Source organism: Streptomyces sp. NPDC050674, from assembly GCF_040654575.1.
GTDB lineage: Bacteria > Actinomycetota > Actinomycetes > Streptomycetales > Streptomycetaceae > Streptomyces.
The window spans coordinates 101,189-121,058 of the sequence record NZ_JBFAIG010000018.1 but is presented as its reverse complement, the minus strand read 5'-3'; the positions used below and the strand labels follow the sequence as shown (position 1 = coordinate 121,058).

The window sequence follows — 19,870 nt, the reverse complement described above, 5'->3', positions numbered from 1 at the left end:
TGCTGGTCAGCGATCTTGTGGAGCGGACCGCGGCACTTCCCCTCAGCGCACATCGTTACCATGCGTGGACGCACATTCCGACGACCACTGACGACGACGAGGGACGGACGAGCGCGTGGCCGAGGCGGCAGACTTCCAGGGGACCAGTGCCTCACCTGCCCGCCGGTGGCTGCGGCGCACCGGGGCACTGCTCGCCGGTGCACCGCTGCTGGCCGGACTCCTCCAGCTGCCCGCCGCGACGCCGGCGGACGCGGCCGGGCAGGAATCCCCGCAGGCCGCCTCCAGCGCGGGCTCGGTGTCGGTCGCGGTCGACTCGCTCAGCCCCACCGCCCCCTCCGAGGGGGACACGATCACCGTGTCGGGCACGGTGACCAACAAGGGCAGGCAGACGGTCACCGGCGCCCACGTCGACCTTCAGGTGGGTCCCCCGCTCGAGACCCGCTCGGCGATCGACACGCTCGCCAAGAAGAGCGACGACCTCCAGGGACCCACCGGCAAGAAGGTCGGCGGCAAGTACAGCGAGAAGTTCCCCCGGCTCACTCCCGGAGTCGCACAGCCCTTCAGCATCTCCGTGCCGGCCGACAAGCTGGATCTCGGCCGTGACGGTGTCTACCAGCTGGCCGTCGCGCTCTCCGGAGAGACCGCGGCGCAGCCCTGGGACCAGGTACTCGGTGTCCAGCGGACCTTCCTGCCGTGGCAGCCGGAGGAGGCGGGCACCAAGACGAAAACCACGTTCCTGTGGCCGCTCGTCTCCAGCGCCCACATGGCGGCCGAGACGGGGTCGAACGAGCAGCAGACACCGGTCTTCCGCGACGACGAGCTCGCCGAGGAGATCGCCCCGGGCGGCCGCCTCGACCAGATGGTGTCGCTGGGCAAGGGCCTGGACGTCACGTGGGTGATCGACCCGGACCTGCTGGCGTCCGTCGACGCGATGACGGGGAGCTACGAGGTCAGCGGTGCGAACGGCACCACCACCCCCGGCCGGAGCCAGGAGGCCGCCAAGCACTGGCTGGCCGAGCTCCAGCAGGCGGTCACGGGCGAGGAGGTGGTCGCCCTGCCGTTCGGCGACCCTGACCTGGCCTCCCTCGCCCACAACGGCACCAGCGTCGCCGGCTCGCTGGGCCACCTCAAGGAGGCCACCACCGTCGCCGCCGAGACGGTGGACACGATCCTCCACGTGAAACCGTCCACGGACTTCGTCTGGCCGGTGGACGGCGCCATCGACCCGTCGATCGTGAAGGTCGCCACGTCCGCGGGCGCCGACAAGGTGATCGCCCGCGGCGACAGCCTCCAGGACAACCTGTCGTACACGCCCTCAGCCGCTCGGCCGATCGGCGGTGGCACCACGGCCGTCGTCGCTGACTCCCGGATGTCCACGGCGTTCCAGGGCAACCTGACCAGGGCCTCTGCCTCCACGCTCGCCGTGCAGCGTTTCCTGGCCCAGAGCCTGACGCTGGGCCTGCAGACCGGCAAGCAGCGCAGCGTCGTGATCGCCCCGCAGCGCATGCCGTCCGTGAGCCAGGCGCAGACCATGGCGGAAGCCGTGGCGGCTCTCCAGGACGGGAACTGGTCCGAGTCGCAGGACCTCGCGGCCGCCGCCAAGGCCAAACCGGACGCGTCGGCCAACACGAAGGTCCCGCCGACCTCCGCGTACCCGTCCTCGCTGCGCAAGCAGGAGCTGCCGCGGGCCGCCTTCGAGCAGATTGCCCGGACCCAGGGCAAGCTCGACAAGTTCAAGGTCATCCTCACCATCCAGGCCCGGGTGGTGACCCCCTTCGGGCGGGCCATGAACCGCGAGATGTCCACGTCGTGGCGCGGCCGTGGCGTCGCGGCGGTGGGATACCGCGACGGCATCGAGTCGTACCTCGACGGACTGATCGACGGGGTGAAGCTGATCCAAAAGTCGGAGACCAAGCTCTCCGGCCGCAGCGCCACCATCCCCGTGACCGTCCAGAACAACCTGGTCCAGGGCGTGGAGCACCTGGAGCTGCGGCTCACGTCGAAGAACCCCACGCGGCTCAAGATCGGCGGCGACGCCTACGAGGAGCAGCGCGTCGCCGTCAACGGGGGTCACGCCCAGTCGGTGAAGTTCACCACGTCGGCCAACGCCAACGGCCGGGCGGAAGTCGTCGCCCAGCTGTACACGGAGGACGGACAGAAGTACGGCGCCCCGGTCGTCTTCGACGTGAGGGTCACCGAGGTCACGCCCACGGTGATGCTGGTCATCGGCGGTGGCGTTCTGATCCTGGTCCTCGCCGGCTTCCGTATGTACACCCAGCGCAAGCGCGCCGCCGCCCGCGAGGCCGCCGAGGACGACGACCTCGCCGAGGCGGACGACGAGGACGAGGGCCCGCGGAGCAGGACCGACGCTCCGCGGAACCCGCAGCCCTCCGGCACACGTCTGGAGCAGGACAACCCGGACGGCTCGGGGGCGGACGGCCCGCAGCAGCCGAGTGACCCGGCCCCGGACACCGCAGCGGAAAACGCCGACCCGTCCGGCACGGGTGAGAGAGTGGACCGTTGAGAAGTCGTGGCCGGTGGGCCCGGGACGATGAGGTGGGGTAACCATGAACGCGCCGTACGACGGTGACCGCGGCCGGGCCGCGGGCAACTCGGGCTACCCCGATGCGGGCGGGCCCGAGGACTCACCGCCCGAGCACGGCCAGGTGCCGCCGCAGCCGCCCGCCGACAGCTACCTCCAGGACGCCTACGGCCAGGACCCCTACCGGGCCCAGGACCTCTCCGCCCAGGACCCGGTAGGCGAGGCCCTCTACGACCGCGCCGCGCACCCCCCGCCCGCTCCCGGCACGTACCCGCAGCAGCAGCTCTACGGCCAGCCGCCGCAGTCGCCGTACGCACCCGACCCGCAGGTCTGGGCGCAGACGCCCCCGCCGGAGCCGGAAGGCCCGACACGGCACCTGCCGTACGGCGACGACCCCCGCACCACCCAGTTCGTGGGCGTGGACGACCTCGTCTCCCAGGCGGGGGAGCCACGCCAGGAGCCGGACGCGTTCGCGCATCTCTTCCGGGACCAGCAGCAGAACAGCGGCCACCCCTCGTACGACGCGCCGTCGGTCCCCGGCCCCTCTCCGGCTCCGGGGCAGGCGGCCCAGGGCCCCTACGCACCACAGGACCAGTACCCGGCGCCCGACCCGGCCTCGGCGACGGCGCCCCTCGTGGACGAGACGCCGGCCGCCGAGCCCGCGGCAGCCCCGAAGAAGGGCGGCCGCGCCGCGGGCCTGATGAAGTCCAGTGCCGTGATGGCGGCGGGCACGATGGTCTCCCGCCTCACCGGCTTCATCCGCTCCGCGCTGATCGTGTCGGCACTGGGCGTCGGCCTCCTCGGTGACACCTTCCAGGTCGCCTACCAGCTGCCGACGATGATCTACATCCTCACCGTCGGCGGTGGTCTCAACTCCGTGTTCGTGCCGCAACTCGTGCGCGCCATGAAGGAGGACGACGACGGTGGGGAGGCGTACGCCAACCGTCTGCTCACCCTGGTCATCGTGACGCTCGGCGGCCTCACCGCCCTCTCGGTCCTGGGCGCGCCACTCCTGATCCGCGTGCTGTCCGACCCGGTCGCCAGCGACCCGGCGGCGAACCAGGTCGCCGTCACCTTCGCCCGGTACTTCCTGCCCACGATCTTCTTCATGGGCATCCACGTGGTGATGGGTCAGATCCTCAACGCCCGTGGCAAGTTCGGCGCGATGATGTGGACCCCGGTCCTGAACAACATCGTCATCATCGTGACGCTGGGCATGTTCATCTACGTCTACGGCACCGCGGCCGACTCCGGCATGAAGGCCGCGAACATTCCGCCGGAGGGCCAGCGCCTGCTCGGCATCGGCGTCCTGCTCGGCCTCGTCGTCCAGGCGCTCGCGATGATTCCCTATCTGCGCGAGACCGGTTTCCGGCTGCGGCTGCGCTTCGACTGGAAGGGCCAGGGCCTCGGCAAGGCCGTCACCCTCGCCAAGTGGACGGTCCTGTTCGTCCTCGCCAACCAGGCGGGCGCGATGATCGTCATCCAGCTGTCCACGGCGGCGGGCAAGGCCTCGCCCGTCGACGGCACTGGCTTCTCCGCCTACGCCAACGCCCAGCTGATCTGGGGTCTGCCGCAGGCCATCATCACGGTCTCCCTCATGGCCGCCCTGCTGCCCCGCCTGTCGCGCTCGGCCGCCGAGGGCGACGGGGGCGCCGTACGCGACGACATCTCCCAGGGCCTGCGCACCACGGCGGTCGCGATCGTGCCGATCGCGTTCGGCTTCCTCTCCCTCGGCATCCCGATGTGCACGCTGATGTTCGGCTCCTCGGGCACCAGCGAGGCCACCAACATGGGCTTCATGCTGATGGCGTTCGGCCTCGGTCTGATCCCGTACTCCGTGCAGTACGTGGTCCTGCGTGCCTTCTACGCCTATGAGGACACCCGAACCCCCTTCTACAACACGGTCATCGTGGCCGCGGTCAACGCGGGCGCCTCGGCGATCTGCTACTTCGTGATCCCCTCGCGCTGGGCCGTGGTCGGCATGGCCGCCTCGTACGGATTGGCCTACGCGATCGGTGTCGGTGTCGCCTGGCGCCGGCTGCGCAAGCGGCTCGGCGGTGACCTCGACGGCGCCCGTGTGCTGCGGACTTACGCCCGGTTGTGCATCGCCTCGGTCCCGGCCGCCCTGCTCAGCGGCGCGGCCTGCTACGGCATCGGCCACACGCTCGGCCAGGGTCCCGCGGGCTCGCTCGCCGCGGTCCTGGCAGGCGGCGTGGTGCTCCTCGGAATCTTCTTCGTGGCCGCCCGCCGCATGCGCATCGAGGAACTCAACTCGCTGGTCGGCATGGTTCGCGGGCGCCTGGGACGCTGAGCCTGAGGGTAGGCGCACAACCATCGTCGGCCACCGCGTGTCGTGCATGGCGGCGGACTGTGGGCACAATTGGTTTCGGCGTCGGACGGCGCGCGAACGGAAGTCGGGCGGCGCGCAATGGATGGGGAGGCAGGGACGACGGTGGCGGAACGGAGTACGGCTGCCGTCGACGTGGCAGACAACAGCGACGACACGTCGCTGACCGCGCAGGCGGACCAGTCCACGGCCGACGGGGTGGCCAAGAACCGGGAGCGGGACACGGACAGCGACGAGGTACAGGAGAGCGCCCGGACCGACGGTGCCGGAAAGACTTCGCCGCCCGAACTGCACAGTGGTCACAAGCTCGCCAGACGCTACCGCCTCGAGGAGTGCGTCACCCGTCTGGACGGCTTCAGCAGTTGGCGCGCCGTGGACGAGAAGCTCCGCCGTGCCGTGGGCGTGCACATCCTGCCGGCCGACCACGCGCGGGCCCGCTCCGTCCTGGCGGCCGCCCGCTCCTCCGCCCTCCTGGGCGACCCGCGCTTCGTGCAGGTCCTGGACGCGGTGGAGGAGAACGACATCGTCTACGTCGTCCACGAGTGGCTTCCCGACGCGACGGAACTGACCACGCTTCTGGCCTCGGGCCCCCTGGAGCCCTACGACGCCTACCAGATGGTCAGCCAGGTCTCCTCCGCGATGGCCGCCGCCCATCGTGAGGGCCTCGCCCATCTGCGGCTGAACCCGAACGCCGTGCTGCGTGCCTCGACCGGCCAGTGGCGCATTCGCGGCCTCGCCGTCAACGCGGCCCTGCGCGGGGTCTCGTCCGACACGCCACAGCGCACCGACACCGAGGCCATCGGCGCCCTGCTGTACGCGGCGCTGACGCAGCGCTGGCCCTACGAGAGCGACGCCTACGGGCTGTCGGGGCTGCCGAAGGACATCGGCCTGATCGCGCCCGACCAGGTGCGGGCCGGTGTGCACCGAGGCCTGTCCGAGCTGTCCATGCGCGCACTCGCCAACGACGGCGCCACCGCCTCCCGGCACGAGTCACCGTGCACCACGCCGGAGGAGCTGGTGAAGGCGATCGGCGAGATGCCCCGCATCCGCCCGCCGGAGCCGACGTTCACCGCCCCGCCCGAGTACCAGCGCACGACGTACCAGCAGGGCACGTACGGCCGTCAGAACCCGCGTCCCGGTGTCACCCAGGTGATCCCGGCTCCACCGCCCCCGCTCCAGAGCCGCACGGGCAAGGCACTGAAGTGGGCCGTCTCCGCACTCCTGATCGCCGCGCTGGGCCTCGGCAGCTGGCAGCTCGCGGACGCGCTGATGGACCAGGGCGGCAAGAACGACGAGCCGACCAAGACGCAGGACCACGAGGGCGGCGACAAGAACAAGAACGCGGCGCCCTCGCGGCCGATCCCCATCAAGGGCGCCGAGGAGTACGTCGCCCAGGGCGACGCCCAGCACCCCGCCGACGTGGGCAAGACCTATGACGGCAGCACCTCCACGGGCTGGCGGACCAACAGCTACGTGGACGGTCCGAAGATCGTGATAAAGCCGGGCGTCGGTATCGTCTACGACCTCGGATCCGAGCAGAAGGTCTCGGCCGCGACCCTGTCGCTGCGGTACGGCAACGACCACACCACGGCCGAGCTGTACGCGACGAATTCCCTGGGTTCGTCGACGCCGCTGAGCTCCATGCGGAAGCTCGGGGCGGCGACGACAAGCGGCACATCCCTCAAGGTGAGCGTCGACAAGCTGGTGAAGAGCCGGTACGTCCTCGTCTGGCTCACCGCCCTGCCGTACTCGGGCGACGACCCGGCCAACTTCAGCAACAGGGGATACAAGCAGGCCATCACCGAAGTGAAGTTCACAGGCTGAGTACCGACCGAGGGAGGGGGCCCGATGGCAGACCGCGCCGAGCACAGCGGTGCCAGTGATCAGGATCTCCTCGCACGGCACGTCGAAGGCGACCCCGACGCCTTCGGGGAGATCGTGCGTCGGCATCGCGACCGGCTCTGGGCCGTCGCCCTGAGGACGCTGGGCGACCGCGAGGAAGCCGCTGACGCCGTGCAGGACGCCCTCGTGTCCGCCTACCGGGCCGCCCACACCTTCCGGGGCCAGTCGGCCGTCACGACCTGGCTGCACAGGATCACGGTGAACGCCTGCCTGGACCGCGCCCGCAAGGCCGCCTCCCGGAAGACCTCTCCCGTCGACGACACCGAGCGTCTGGAGCAGTTGCTGGAGCCGCACGAGTCGGCCTCGGCCCCCGCCGAGCGCAACGACCTCCACCGGCAGCTCATCGAAGCGCTGGGGACCCTGCCTGCCGACCAGCGGGCCGCGCTCGTCCTGGTGGACATGCAGGGCTACCCGGTCGCCGAGGCGGCGCGCATCCTCGACGTGCCGACCGGCACGGTGAAGAGCAGATGCGCGCGCGGACGGGCCAGACTCCTCCCGCTGCTCACCCATCTACGGCCCGACAGCGGCGGTGCGGGCAAGAACCCGGGCGGAGAACGGAACCGGACGCAGCGGCCGCCCGTCCCACCCGCAGCGGGACCGCACCGAGCGCAACCGCCGGACACAGGACCGAACGACCCAGCCGCGGTGAAGGGCGGAGGTGGACGAGCGTGACGTCGACGACAGACATGGCCGGGCACCCGGACGTCGCTGAGATCTCCGACTTCGCCGACGGTCTTCTCCCACCGTCCCGGACCACCGACCTCCGGCGGCATCTGGACGAGTGCGAGCTCTGTGCGGACGTGTACGCCTCCCTGGAGGAGATCCGCGGCCTGCTCGGCACGCTGCCGGGCCCGCCCCGTATGCCCGCCGATGTCGCGGGCCGCATCGATGCGGCACTCGCCGCCGAGGCGCTGCTGAACGCCAATGATCCCGAGTCCGCTGAGAGCCCGACGTCCACGGGTGATCCTCGCCCCGCACACGACGACAGTGGTGCTCATGTTTCACGTGAAACATCGACGCCCTCCGACCGACCTGCCGGCCGCCCCCGCTCCTCCAGCACCGGCCCGGGCCGCAAGGGTCGCACGCGCCCCGGGCGTCGCAGGATCGCCGTCCTCGGGACCGTCTTCACGGTGGCTGCCCTGGGTCTGGGTTCCGCCCTGCTCTCCTCGCTCGGTGACAACAAGCCGCCCCATGACACGGCGGGTGAACGGAAGCCCACCTCCGCGGACACCTTCTCCGAGGGGAAGCTGCGGGACCATGTCACCGATCTCCTTGCCGAGAACAAGACCGGGAAGAAGACTGAAGGAGGCGGCGGCTCCCGCACCCCCTTCGGCGCCGCGACCGCCCCCGGCGACAACCAGCGCAAGGTCTTCAAGGCAGTGGTGGTGCCGGGCTGCGTCCGCGACGGCATCGGGCGGCAGGACGAGGCCCTGGCCACGGAGGACGGCACGTACCAAGGGAAGAAGGCGATCCTCGTCCTGCTTCCCGATGCTTCCGACGCCACCCGGGTCACCGCCTACATCGTGGACGCCACCTGTGTGGATCACGCGGCATCAGGCGCCGTCGGCAAGGTGCTCCTGGAGCGCAGCTACCCGTCCACCTGAGCAAGCGCTTCGACTTGCCCGATGAGGTCACCTGACGGTGCCGTATCCCGGTGTGCGCGGACACAGCGGGAATGCGCGCCCCTTAGGATCCGTTGGGTGGGGTGAGAGCTCCTCTGGGAGAAGCTCCCACCGGTCGAACGACGCAGTCCAGAGACGAGGAATCCAGCCGTGAGCGACGTCCGTAACGTGATCATCATCGGCTCCGGGCCCGCCGGCTACACGGCGGCGCTCTACACCGCGCGCGCGTCGCTGAAGCCACTGGTGTTCGAGGGCGCCGTCACCGCGGGTGGTGCGCTCATGAACACCACCGAGGTCGAGAACTTCCCGGGCTTCCAGGACGGCATCATGGGCCCCGAGCTCATGGACAACATGCGCGCCCAGTCGGAGCGCTTCGGTGCCGAGCTCGTTCCGGACGACATCGTGGCCGTCGACCTGAGCGGTGAGATCAAGACCGTCACGGACACGGCCGGTACCGTGCACCGGGCCAAGGCCGTCATCGTGGCCACCGGCTCGCAGCACCGCAAGCTCGGCCTGCCGAACGAGGACGCCCTCTCCGGTCGTGGCGTGTCCTGGTGTGCCACCTGTGACGGCTTCTTCTTCAAGGACCAGGACATCGCCGTGATCGGTGGCGGCGACACCGCGATGGAGGAGGCCACCTTCCTTTCGCGGTTTGCCAAGTCGGTGACCATCGTCCACCGCCGTGACACGCTGCGTGCCTCCAAGGCCATGCAGGAGCGCGCCTTCGCCGACCCGAAGATCTCGTTCGTCTGGGACAGCGAGGTCGCCGAGATCCAGGGCGACCCGAAGCTCTCCGGTCTGAAGCTGCGCAATCTCAAGACCGGTGAGATCTCGGACCTGCCCGTGACCGGACTGTTCATCGCCATCGGACACGACCCCCGCACTGAGCTCTTCAAGGGCCAGCTCGACCTGGACGAAGAGGGGTACCTGAAGGTGGACGCGCCGTCGACGCGCACGAACCTCACGGGTGTCTTCGCTGCCGGCGACGTTGTCGATCACACCTACCGCCAGGCGATCACCGCGGCCGGCACCGGCTGCTCCGCGGCTCTCGACGCCGAGCGCTACCTTGCCGCCCTGGCGGACGAGGAGCAGGCCGAGCCCGAGAAGACCGCTGTCTGACCCCCTCCCTACCCGCCCCACGCACCAACCAGTTAAGGAGCCCGCCGTGGCCGGCACCCTGAAGAATGTGACCGACGACTCGTTCGAGCAGGACGTCCTCAAGAGCGACAAGCCCGTTCTGGTGGACTTCTGGGCCGCCTGGTGCGGTCCCTGCCGCCAGATCGCGCCGTCCCTCGAGGCGATCGCTTCCGAGTACGGCGACAAGATCGAGATCGTCAAGCTGAACATCGACGAGAACCCGGGTACGGCCGCCAAGTACGGCGTCATGTCCATCCCGACCCTGAACGTCTACCAGGGTGGCGAGGTCGCCAAGACCATCGTGGGCGCGAAGCCGAAGGCCGCGATCGTTCGCGACCTGGAGGAGTTTATCGCCGAGTGAACCGGCGCGGCCGTCGCATCGACGGTGCATGTTTCACGTGAAACACGAATGGGCCAGCCCGGAAGGGCTGGCCCATTCGTTTGCCTGCGGCTACAGCGGCCGGAGTGCCGGCTCCTTCTGCACTGCTCCCAGGAGGCGGTCCAACGCCATCTCGACATCTTCCTTCCAGGAGAGTGTCGACCGCAGTTCCAGCCTCAGACGGGGGTGAACGGGGTGCTGTCGAACCGTCTTGAACCCCACCGCCAAGAGATGGTCGGCGGGCAGGACACAGGCTGGTTCCTTCCAGCGTGCGTCCCCGAAGGCCTCGATCGCTTTGAAGCCCCGCCTCAGCAGATCCTTGGCCACCGTCTGAACCATCACCCGGCCCAGGCCCTGCCCCTGGTAGCCGGGAACGATGAACGCGGTCATCAGTTGCACCGCATCGGGCGAGACAGGACTCGTGGGGAACGCTGTGGAGCGCGGGACGTAGGCAGGGGGAGCGTAGAGCACGTAACCCACCGGCACGTCGTCGACGTACACAACTCGCCCGCAGGATCCCCAGTCCAGAAGAACCGCCGAGATCCAGGCTTCCTTCTCCGAGTCCGACGTGCCTCCCTTTACCGCTGCCTCACCGCTGACCGGGTCGAGTTCCCAGAAGACACACGAGCGACAACGCTTGGGAAGGTCCTGGAGGTTGTCCAACGTGAGCGGTACGAGCCGGCGGCCCATGACGGCTGATCCTCGCTTCCTTCGCCCGCCGCCGCATCGCGGGCGGCTGTCAGAGCGCTCCGTTCCTTGAGGAGGCCACCGATGAAACCACCGACGGCTCCCAGCCCCAAACCGGCACTCATCAGTCCGGTGCGGCTCATGGATCGCATGGCCCCTGCCTCCCTCTCAGAGGTGCTGCCAAGTCGTTGCGCCGTACCCGACCGCATCGTATCCACGATGCGATTCTCTCGATACCGCCAAAAAGGAAAGAGCGGACCTCGTTCCGGCACACACCGGACGCGGTCCGCTCTTTCGCAGATTCACCAGAGGCCCCTGGAGACTCAGGACTCGCTCTCCTCGGAGTCACCCTCCAGCAGACTCTTCTGAAGGACCGGCCCCTCGCCCGGAGCGAGGGAACCGAGGATCCGCTCCAGATCCTCCATCGAGGCGAACTCGACGGTGATCTTGCCCTTCTTCTGCCCCAGGTCGACCTTCACGCGGGTCTCGAAACGGTCCGAGAGACGTGTGGCGAGATCGGACAGCGCAGGAGAGACCCGGGCACCGGCACGCGGACCCTTGTGCTTCTGGGCCTTCTGAGGCCGCGACCCCATCAGCGTCACGATCTCTTCGACGGCCCTCACCGAGAGGCCCTCGGCCACGATGCGGTGGGCCAGCCGGTCCTGCTCCTCCGAGTCCTCGACGGAGAGCAGCGCCCGCGCGTGTCCGGCGGAGAGGACTCCGGCGGCGACACGGCGCTGCACGGCCGGCGACAGCTTCAGCAGACGCAAGGTGTTGGACACCTGCGGACGGGATCGCCCGATGCGGTCCGCCAGCTGGTCGTGCGTGCAGCTGAAGTCCCTCAGCAACTGGTCGTAGGCGGCTGCCTCTTCCAGAGGGTTCAGCTGGGCGCGGTGCAGGTTCTCCAGCAAGGCGTCCAGAAGGAGCTTCTCGTCCTCCGTGGCCCGGACGATCGCCGGGATCGCCTCCAGCCCCGCCTCGCGACAGGCCCGCCAGCGGCGCTCACCCATGATGAGCTCATAGCGGGAGGGACCCACCTGCCGTACGACGACCGGCTGGAGGAGCCCGACTTCCTTGATCGAGGTGATGAGCTCGGACAGCGCGTCCTCGTCGAAGACCTCACGCGGCTGCCGCGGGTTCGGCGTGATGGAGTCCAGGGGGATCTCGGCGAAGTGCGCACCGATGGGCGCCGCAGGCGCGACGGGAGCACTCGGCGGCGTCGGCTCCTCTGTTTCACGTGAAACAGTCGGCAGCGTAGCCACCTTCGCCGCGGCCACCCCGCGATCGTTCAATGCAGGCACGGCTGCGGGGGATGCGGAAGCAGTGCCCCCGGCCGCAGCAGCCTGGGCCACCGACTTCTCCGTCGGCGCAGCAGGGATCAGTGCGCCGAGACCACGGCCCAGCCCCCTCCGTCGCTCGCTCACTGAATGCCCTCCACCATGCTCGGGTCGTTCTGTTGTGCGCCGATGTGGGCGTGCGTCGCGTCATAGCTGATGCCGACACCCTTCAGCGCGATCTCTCGTGCCGCCTCAAGGTAGGAGAGGGCACCACTCGATCCAGGATCGTAGGTCAGTACCGTCTGCCCATAACTCGGCGCCTCGGAGATACGGACGGATCGGGGGATGCTCGTCCGCAGCACCTCGTCGCCGAAGTGGGTGCGCACCTCGTCGGCGACCTGAGACGCGAGGCGCGTCCGGCCGTCGTACATGGTGAGCAGGATGGTCGACACATGCAGGTCGGGGTTGAGGTGCCCCCGTACCAGGTCGACATTGCGCAGCAACTGCCCGAGACCTTCCAGCGCGTAGTACTCGCACTGAATCGGGATCAGGACCTCCTGGCCTGCCACGAGCGCGTTGACCGTCAGCAGACCGAGGGAGGGCGGGCAGTCGATGAGGATGTAGTCCAGCGGCTGCTCGTACGCCTGGATCGCACGCTGAAGCCGGCTCTCCCGCGCCACCAGCGACACCAGCTCGATCTCCGCACCGGCGAGATCGATCGTGGCGGGGGCGCAGAAGAGGCCCTCGACATCCGGTACCGGCTGGACGACCTCGGAGAGAGGCCTGCTGTCCACCAACACGTCGTAGATGGACGGGACTTCGGCGTGGTGGTCGATGCCCAGCGCGGTGGAGGCATTGCCCTGGGGGTCGAGGTCGACCACGAGGACCCGGCCGCCGTGCAGGGCCAGCGACGCGGCAAGGTTGACGGTCGTCGTCGTCTTGCCCACACCGCCCTTCTGGTTGGCGACCACCATGATTCGGGTCTGCTCGGGCCGTGGCAGGCCCTCACCGGCTCGGCCCAGAGCCTCCACCGCCAGTTGGGCAGTACGACCGATGGGAGTGTCGTCCATCGGAGGCGGTGTTTCACGTGAAACATCCGCCCCCATCGACTCGGTTCGGGGACCGGGGACCGGATCGGTCATCGGTCCCGCGATGTTGGCGTCGGACCGCAAGGATTCACTCTCCTCGACTTCAGGCTCGCAATGAACAGAGCCTCCCATGTCTTCGGGGTCGTGAACCAGTGAGGCCTGGCGTTCTGTGGAGAAATCCACCTCTGTGGATACCTCAGGTCCCTCATCGAGTGAACCGAGAGGCTTTCGGTCGCGGGGTTCGGCCGCAGCGCGGCCACGACTGATGATGCCGTGCAGCAGTGAGCGACGTTTCACGTGAAACACGATGCACAGCAGCCGTGGCCGAATTGTCGCGACACTCCGGCATGCATAGGTTTGGCAGCTTGTGTGGAGTACGTCTCGTCCTCAGGACGGATCAGCGCCGTCGGACAGCAGCCGCTCAGCGTCGACGACGCGTCCGCCCCGTGCGAGCCGCCTTGGCGCGCTTCGCGGCGAAGCGCACACCGCCCGGGCTCTCCCCGACCTCGACCCGCACGACGGTGGACATCGGATCGACCACGCCTTCACCCACATGCAGGATGGATGTCTCCACCGCACCCAACTTGCTCAGCGCCGCCGACGCGCTCTTCAGCTCCTCCTCGGCGGTGTCGCCCTTGAGCGCGAGCATCTCTCCGTACGGCCGCAGCAGCGGGATGCCCCAGGTGGCGAGCCGGTCGAGCGGCGCGACCGCCCGGGCCGTCACCACGTGGACCGGCTGGATCTTGCCCATGACCTCCTCGGCCCTGCCGCGCATGACGGTCACGTGATCGAGGCCGAGCAGCTCGACGACCTCGCTGAGGAAGTTGGTGCGCCGCAGCAGCGGCTCCAGGAGCGTGATCTTCAGGTCGGTGCGGACCAGCGCCAGCGGAATGCCGGGGAGGCCGGCACCCGAGCCGACATCGCACACCGTCACACTCTCGGGCACGACCTCGGAGAGCACCGCACAGTTCAGCAGGTGCCGCTCCCACAGACGGGGCACTTCACGCGGGCCGATGAGACCGCGCTGCACGCCCGCCTCAGCGAGCAGCTCGGCGTACCGCACCGCATCCGCGAAGCGGTCACCGAACACCGCGCGCGCCTGCTCGGGCGCGGGGGGAAGCTCCGCTGCCTCCGTCACGGGGGACCGTCCTTCCGTACCGCGTCAGCGCACCCGGCGCCGACACCTGAACCACCAGAACTATCAGGCTGACAAAGTTCGGCCCCGCCTGCGCAACAGACGGGGCCGGAGAACGTAGAGGCCGGTCAGGCGGGCAGCACGACGACGAAGCGCTGCGGCTCCTCGCCCTCGGACTCGCTGCGCAGCCCCGCGGCCTTGACCGCGTCGTGCACGACCTTGCGCTCGAAGGGGGTCATCGGCTTCAGCTTCACGGCCTGACCGCTGCTCCTGGCCTCCGCGGCGGCCTTGGCACCCAGCTCGGACAGCTCCGAACGCTTCTCGGCCCGGTATCCCGCGATGTCGAGCATCAGACGGCTGCGGTCACCGGTCTCCCGGTGCACGGCCAGACGAGTGAGCTCCTGGAGCGCCTCCAGCACCTCACCGTCACGACCGACCAGCTTCTGCAGATCACGGCCACCCGTGTCGCTGATGATCGAGACGGAGGCACGGTCGGCCTCGACGTCCATGTCGATGTCGCCGTCCAGGTCGGCGATGTCGAGCAGACCCTCCAGGTAGTCCGCCGCGATCTCGCCTTCCTGCTCCAGGCGAGTCAGGGTGTCTGCACCCTCGGCAGCGGCGGAGGTGGTGCCTTCCGTCACGGGATGGACTCCTTCTTACTTCTTGGACGGGGACTTGGGCCGCTGCGGACCCTTGCGCTGTCCGGACTGGGCCTTGCTGCGGGTACCGCCGGCGGGCTTCGCACCGCCCTTGGTGGCGGCCGAGGCGGGCTTGGCGTCCTCGGGCTCGTCGGCCTTGGTCAGCGACGTCTTCGGCTCGGTCTCACCGGCCGCCTTCGCGCCGGCCGGTCCACCGTGCTGACGCTGCGACTTGCTCTGCCGCTTGGGCTGCTGCCGCTTCGGGGTACCGGCGGCGGTGGTCGGCGAACCGTCCTCGGCCTGCGCCACGGCGGCGGTGTCGCTCTTGATCACGGTGCCGTCGGCCTGGGCGGCGAGGCCGGCCTTGCTCAGGCCGTTGATGAACTTGCGCTCGAACTCGTTGCGGTCACGGCCCTTGGCGACGATGGCCTTGACGATCACCCGGTCGCGGCGCTTGCCGACCTTGTGGTGCTGCGTGACGTGCTTGGCGAGGCGCTCGAGGTAGGCGGCCTGCGCCTTGGAGCCCGGGGTCGGGTTGTTGTGGATGACGTACATCTGCTGGCCCATGGTCCACACGTTGGTGGTCAGCCAGTAGACGAGGACACCGACCGGGAAGTTGATGCCGAAGACGGCGAACATGACCGGGAAGACGTACATCAGCATCTTCTGCTGCTGCATGAACGGGGTCTTCACCGTGGTGTCGACGTTCTTCGTCATCAGCTGGCGCTGGGTGAAGAACTGCGACGCCGACATCAGGACGATCATGATGGCGGTGACCACGCGCACGTCGGTCAGGGAGGCACCGAGTGCTTCCACCTTCGACGCGCTGTCGGTGAACTTGGCCGCCAGCGGCGCACCGACGATGTGGGCCTTCTGCGCGCTCTCCAACAGGCTCTTGTTGATCACGCCGATGGTGTCGCCGGAGGCGATGGCGTTGAGCACGTGGTACAGGGCGAAGAAGAAGGGGGACTGCGCCAGGATGGGAAGGCACGAGGAGAGCGGGTTGGTACCCGTCTCCTTGTACAGCTTCATCATCTCTTCGGACTGACGCTGCTTGTCGTTCTTGTAGCGCTCCTGGATCTTCTTCATCTCGGGCTGGAGCGTCTGCATGGCCCGGGTCGCCTTGATCTGCTTCACGAAGAGCGGGATCAGGCAGATACGGATCAGGATCACCAGGGACACGATCGACAGGCCCCAGGCCCAACCGGTGTCAGGGCCGAAGAGGGCGCCGTACACCGAATGGAACTGGACGATGACCCAGGAGACGGGTGTGGTGATGAAGCTGAAGAGGCTGGCAATCGTGTCCACTAATCATGCTCCTTGGGCATGGGACGGTGTCTCTGCGGCCGGGCTCGAAGGACTCGACGGACTTGTGGGAGAAGTCTGTCCTTCGCTGGCCGGTCCGGCGGCGGAGGGCCCGCCCTTGCGTGCACGCCACGCGTTGCGCAGCATTTCGTGCCACCGCGGGCGCTTGCGCGGCGGGACATGGTCCACACCGCCCAGCGACCACGGATTGCACCGCAGGATGCGCCAGGCCGTGAGTGCCGTTCCCTTGACGGCACCATGCCGGTCGATGGCCGTGAAGCCGTAGTGGGAGCACGACGGGTAGTACTTGCAGACCGGCCCGAGCAGGGGACTGATCGTCCACTGGTAGAGCTTGATCAGAGCCAGCAGCGGGTACTTCATCGCGCGCCCCCTCCCAGCAACCGCTGGAGAGCGGCATCCAGGTCTCGGGCCAGCTGTGCATGGTCGGCGTCGCCCGATCCGGGCAGCGCTCGTACGACTACCAGGCTACCGGGGGGCAGCTGGGCGACTCTCTCGCGCATCAGGTGGCGAAGCCTGCGCTTGACCTTGTTCCGCACGACCGCGCCACCCACGGCTTTGCTCACGACGAAACCCGCACGCGTCGGGGGAGCGCTCTCCCCAGGCGCGTGCGGGTCCGTGGAACCGCTCCGTAGATGGACGACGAGGAGCGGGCGTCCGGCCCGGCGTCCTCGTCGTACCGCGGTCGCGAAGTCCTCGCGCCGCCTCAGCCGATGCTCGGTAGGCAGCACGACGTCATGACCTGATCAGGATCAGGCGGACAGGCTGGCGCGACCCTTGCTGCGGCGGTTCGCGAGAATCGCGCGACCGGCACGGGTACGCATCCGCAGGCGGAAGCCGTGGGTCTTCGCGCGGCGACGGTTGTTCGGCTGGAAGGTGCGCTTGCTCACTCGGGGGCTCCAGAGAAAATCGGTAGTTGCGGGGTGCCGTCCTGGCTGTCACCGTGCGCCCACGAGTAGCTCGCAGTTACGCCCGAGTGCACCGCTGACCGATCACCCAAATGATCTGTGCCCATCGGAGGCAGGCGGCAGCAGCCATCGACAACTCGACCTGGTTACGGTACGCGCGGCTACGCCATCCGGTCAAACCAGGAGTCGCCGGGAGACACTTGTCCACAGGCTGGGGACAACAACTTGAACCGTACCGGCCGCCCTGACTACCGTGACGGAACTCCGATTCGTTCCCTTATCCCTGCCCCACCCGATTTACATCCCGAGCCGTCCCAGAACCACACGTTCGTGGGACCTGTGAGAGAGCGTGCCCTGTGGCTGACGTACCTGCCGATCTTGCCGCAGTGTGGCCACGCGTATTGGAGCAGCTCCTCGGGGAGGGCCGCGGCCAAGGGGTCGAGGGGAAGGACGAGCACTGGATCCGGCGCTGCCAGCCCCTCGCGCTGGTCGCGGACACCGCCCTGCTCGCCGTGCCGAACGAGTTCGCGAAGGGCGTACTGGAGGGTCGTCTCGCGCCGATCGTCAGCGAGACCCTGAGCCGCGAGTGCGGCCGCCCGATCCGGATCGCGATCACCGTCGACGACTCCGCGGGCGACCCGCCGCCCCCACCGGCACCCCAATCACGCCCTCAGTCGCGCTACGAGGAGCACGAGCTCCCCGCCACCCGCCAGGAGCGCGACGGCTACGACCGTCAGGACCGCGACGGCTACGAGCGCCAGGACCGTGAGGGATACGAGCGCCAGGAGCGCGACTACGAACGTAAGGACCGCGACGGCTACGAGGGGTACGGCCGCCACCGGGCCGACCAGCCGCCCGGCGACCAGCTGCCGCCTACGCGCGCAGACCAGCTGCCCACGGCCCGTCCCGCGTACCCCTCCGAGTACCAGCGTCCCGAGCCGGGCGCCTGGCCGAGGCCGGCGCAGCAGGAGGAGTACGGCTGGCAGCAGCAGCGCCTCGGCTTCCCCGAGCGTGACCCGTACGCGTCACCCGGGCAGGACTCGTACGGCTCCCAGGACTCCTACGGCCCCGGACCTCAGGACGCCTACGGGTCGAAGGACGCGTACGGATCCAAGGACTCCTACGGCGGCCCGCCCGCCAAGGACGCCTACGGCTCATCGCAGGACTACCGCCCGCAGCCCATGGAGCGCCCCTCCTACGAGAAGCCGCGATCCGACTACGAGACGTCGCGCGGCGACTACGACCAGCGGGACGGGCGCCGTGAACTGCCCGATCCGCCGGCCGGCTCGGGCCACGTCCACCGGGGCGGTCCGGTCGGGCCGAACCTGCCCACCACGGGTGCGCCCGGCCCGCTGGCCGCGCAGCCCGCGCCGGCGACCGGCCCGGGTGAGCCCACCGCGCGCCTGAACCCGAAGTACCTCTTCGACACGTTCGTCATCGGCGCCTCCAACCGCTTCGCCCACGCGGCCGCGGTCGCCGTCGCCGAGGCACCGGCGAAGGCCTACAACCCCTTGTTCATCTACGGGGAGTCCGGGCTGGGCAAGACGCACCTGCTGCACGCGATCGGGCACTACGCGCGCAGCCTCTACCCGGGCACGCGCGTGCGCTACGTGAGCTCGGAGGAGTTCACCAACGAGTTCATCAACTCCATCCGCGACGGCAAGGGCGACAGCTTCCGCAAGCGGTACCGCGAGATGGACATCCTGCTGGTCGACGACATCCAGTTCCTGGCGGACAAGGAGTCGACGCAGGAGGAGTTCTTCCACACCTTCAACACCCTGCACAACGCCAACAAGCAGATCGTGCTGTCCTCGGACCGGCCGCCGAAGCAGCTGGTCACCCTGGAGGACCGGCTGCGCAACCGCTTCGAGTGGGGACTGATCACCGACGTCCAGCCGCCCGAGCTGGAGACGCGGATCGCGATCCTGCGCAAGAAGGCGGTGCAGGAGCAGCTGAACGCGCCGCCGGAGGTGCTGGAGTTCATCGCGTCCCGGATCTCGCGGAACATCCGTGAGCTGGAGGGCGCGCTGATCCGGGTCACGGCGTTCGCCTCGCTCAACCGGCAGCCGGTGGATCTGGGGCTGACGGAGATCGTCCTGAAGGACCTCATCCCCGGCGGCGACGACTCGGCGCCCGAGATCACGTCGACGGCCATCATGGGCGCGACGGCGGACTACTTCGGGCTGACCGTCGAGGACCTGTGCGGCACCTCGCGCGGCCGCGCCCTCGTCACGGCCCGCCAGATCGCCATGTATCTGTGCCGTGAGCTGACGGACCTGTCGCTGCCGAAGATCGGCGCGCTGTTCGGCGGCCGCGACCACACCACGGTCATGCACGCGGACCGCAAGATCCGCAATCTGATGGCCGAGCGCCGCTCCATCTACAACCAGGTCACGGAGCTGACCAACCGCATCAAGAACGGCTGACGACGACGGCGGACAGCCGCCGAGGGCGCTCCCGGATTCCTCCGGGAGCGCCCTTCTCGTGTCCCGGCGCGTCGGTGCCAGGGACGCGGTTCCGGTCGCTGCCAGGGACGCGGTTCCGGTCGGCGCCCGGGACCCGGTTCCGGTCGCTGCCGCGGCCGTGCGGCCGGGTTTGCGAGCTCCGGCGGCGCGTCAGCGGCCCCCACCTCGCACACCGGGCCGCAACCTTGTGTTCGATTCATCGCCGGGTTACGGCCTCCCTCCACAGATTCGGTGACTTTCTGCCGTCCACAGACTGGGGACCGGGGAGTTGTCCAGATCGTGTCCACAGGCACCGCTGTTGAAAGACCATCAGACCAGCTCAGCTGGTTGTGGATCGGTGGACGAAGGATCTCCACAGACTGTGGACGACGGAATGATCCACAGGCTGTGCACCGAGTTGTCCACCGGCCGCCCACAGGC

17 protein-coding genes are annotated in these 19,870 nt (G+C 68.9%); 8 read left to right on the top strand and 9 right to left on the bottom strand.

What is annotated here, in order from left to right; all coding sequences use genetic code 11:
• Positions 1-115: 115 nt before the first annotated feature.
• From AB0I06_RS27185 to trxA, 7 genes are all read left to right on the top strand, one after another.
• Positions 116-2,524: a DUF6049 family protein gene (locus tag AB0I06_RS27185; protein ID WP_363121453.1), complete on the top strand. Its 2,409-nt coding sequence runs from the start codon at positions 116-118 to the stop codon at positions 2,522-2,524.
• Positions 2,525-2,567: 43 nt separating this feature from the next.
• Positions 2,568-4,853, top strand: coding sequence for a murein biosynthesis integral membrane protein MurJ (gene murJ / locus AB0I06_RS27180; protein ID WP_363121452.1), 2,286 nt, complete (start codon positions 2,568-2,570; stop codon positions 4,851-4,853).
• Positions 4,854-4,994: 141 nt separating this feature from the next.
• Positions 4,995-6,713 carry a protein kinase family protein gene (locus AB0I06_RS27175; protein ID WP_363121451.1) on the top strand — a complete coding sequence of 573 codons (1,719 nt, stop codon included), beginning with the start codon at positions 4,995-4,997 and terminating at the stop codon, positions 6,711-6,713.
• Between the two features lie 24 nt (positions 6,714-6,737).
• Positions 6,738-7,463 (top strand): RNA polymerase sigma factor SigM, encoded by a 726-nt coding sequence (sigM, locus tag AB0I06_RS27170; RefSeq protein ID WP_363121450.1) that lies wholly within the window; start codon positions 6,738-6,740, stop codon positions 7,461-7,463.
• A complete protein-coding gene (locus AB0I06_RS27165; protein ID WP_363121449.1) occupies positions 7,460-8,395 on the top strand; it encodes a zf-HC2 domain-containing protein in 936 nt (311 codons plus the stop codon). Before sigM ends, AB0I06_RS27165 begins: the two co-directional genes overlap by 4 nt.
• A gap of 168 nt (positions 8,396-8,563) precedes the next feature.
• Complete coding sequence (trxB, locus tag AB0I06_RS27160; RefSeq protein WP_363121448.1) at positions 8,564-9,532, top strand: thioredoxin-disulfide reductase; 969 nt, start codon at positions 8,564-8,566, stop codon at positions 9,530-9,532.
• 46 nt (positions 9,533-9,578) lie between these two features.
• Positions 9,579-9,911, top strand: a complete 333-nt coding sequence (trxA, locus tag AB0I06_RS27155) for a thioredoxin (RefSeq protein WP_030847066.1) — start codon at positions 9,579-9,581, stop codon at positions 9,909-9,911.
• 90 nt (positions 9,912-10,001) lie between these two features.
• Here the strand turns inward: trxA and AB0I06_RS27150 are convergent, their stop codons facing one another.
• From AB0I06_RS27150 to rpmH, 9 genes are all read right to left on the bottom strand, one after another.
• On the bottom strand, positions 10,002-10,619 hold the full coding sequence (locus AB0I06_RS27150) for a GNAT family N-acetyltransferase (RefSeq protein WP_363121447.1): 618 nt from the start codon (positions 10,617-10,619) through the stop codon (positions 10,002-10,004).
• A gap of 320 nt (positions 10,620-10,939) precedes the next feature.
• Complete coding sequence (locus tag AB0I06_RS27145; protein WP_363121446.1) at positions 10,940-12,040, bottom strand: ParB/RepB/Spo0J family partition protein; 1,101 nt, start codon at positions 12,038-12,040, stop codon at positions 10,940-10,942.
• Positions 12,037-13,113 (bottom strand): ParA family protein, encoded by a 1,077-nt coding sequence (locus tag AB0I06_RS27140; protein ID WP_363121502.1) that lies wholly within the window; start codon positions 13,111-13,113, stop codon positions 12,037-12,039. Before AB0I06_RS27140 ends, AB0I06_RS27145 begins: the two co-directional genes overlap by 4 nt.
• Before the next feature lie 289 nt (positions 13,114-13,402).
• Positions 13,403-14,119: a 16S rRNA (guanine(527)-N(7))-methyltransferase RsmG gene (gene rsmG, locus AB0I06_RS27135; protein ID WP_363121445.1), complete on the bottom strand. Its 717-nt coding sequence runs from the start codon at positions 14,117-14,119 to the stop codon at positions 13,403-13,405.
• Positions 14,120-14,244: 125 nt separating this feature from the next.
• The gene (locus AB0I06_RS27130) at positions 14,245-14,757 is read right to left on the bottom strand and encodes a R3H domain-containing nucleic acid-binding protein (protein ID WP_363121444.1); all 513 of its coding nucleotides are present in this window, start codon (positions 14,755-14,757) and stop codon (positions 14,245-14,247) included.
• 15 nt (positions 14,758-14,772) lie between these two features.
• Positions 14,773-16,062: a membrane protein insertase YidC gene (gene yidC, locus AB0I06_RS27125; RefSeq protein WP_363121443.1), complete on the bottom strand. Its 1,290-nt coding sequence runs from the start codon at positions 16,060-16,062 to the stop codon at positions 14,773-14,775.
• Between the two features lie 3 nt (positions 16,063-16,065).
• Positions 16,066-16,440, bottom strand: a complete 375-nt coding sequence (yidD, locus tag AB0I06_RS27120; RefSeq protein ID WP_363121442.1) for a membrane protein insertion efficiency factor YidD — start codon at positions 16,438-16,440, stop codon at positions 16,066-16,068.
• Positions 16,437-16,808: a ribonuclease P protein component gene (gene rnpA / locus AB0I06_RS27115; protein WP_078615240.1), complete on the bottom strand. Its 372-nt coding sequence runs from the start codon at positions 16,806-16,808 to the stop codon at positions 16,437-16,439. The genes yidD and rnpA overlap by 4 nt, the downstream gene beginning before the upstream one ends.
• A 21-nt stretch (positions 16,809-16,829) precedes the next feature.
• On the bottom strand, positions 16,830-16,967 hold the full coding sequence (gene rpmH / locus AB0I06_RS27110; protein ID WP_005482975.1) for a 50S ribosomal protein L34: 138 nt from the start codon (positions 16,965-16,967) through the stop codon (positions 16,830-16,832).
• Between the two features lie 374 nt (positions 16,968-17,341).
• On the opposite strand from rpmH, the gene dnaA reads away from it, so the two are divergent.
• Positions 17,342-19,411: a chromosomal replication initiator protein DnaA gene (dnaA, locus tag AB0I06_RS27105; RefSeq protein WP_363121441.1), complete on the top strand. Its 2,070-nt coding sequence runs from the start codon at positions 17,342-17,344 to the stop codon at positions 19,409-19,411.
• Positions 19,412-19,870: the final 459 nt, after the last annotated feature.

Excerpts from the sequence above, each read along its gene's own strand:
- AB0I06_RS27150 (WP_363121447.1), bottom strand. The coding sequence starts at position 10,619 with ATGGGCCGCCGGCTCGTACCGCTCACGTTGGACAACCTCCAGGACCTT.
- murJ (WP_363121452.1), top strand. The coding sequence starts at position 2,568 with ATGAACGCGCCGTACGACGGTGACCGCGGCCGGGCCGCGGGCAACTCG.
- AB0I06_RS27140 (WP_363121502.1), bottom strand. The coding sequence starts at position 13,113 with ATGGGAGGCTCTGTTCATTGCGAGCCTGAAGTCGAGGAGAGTGAATCC.
- sigM (WP_363121450.1), top strand. The coding sequence starts at position 6,738 with ATGGCAGACCGCGCCGAGCACAGCGGTGCCAGTGATCAGGATCTCCTC.
- yidD (WP_363121442.1), bottom strand. The coding sequence starts at position 16,440 with ATGAAGTACCCGCTGCTGGCTCTGATCAAGCTCTACCAGTGGACGATC.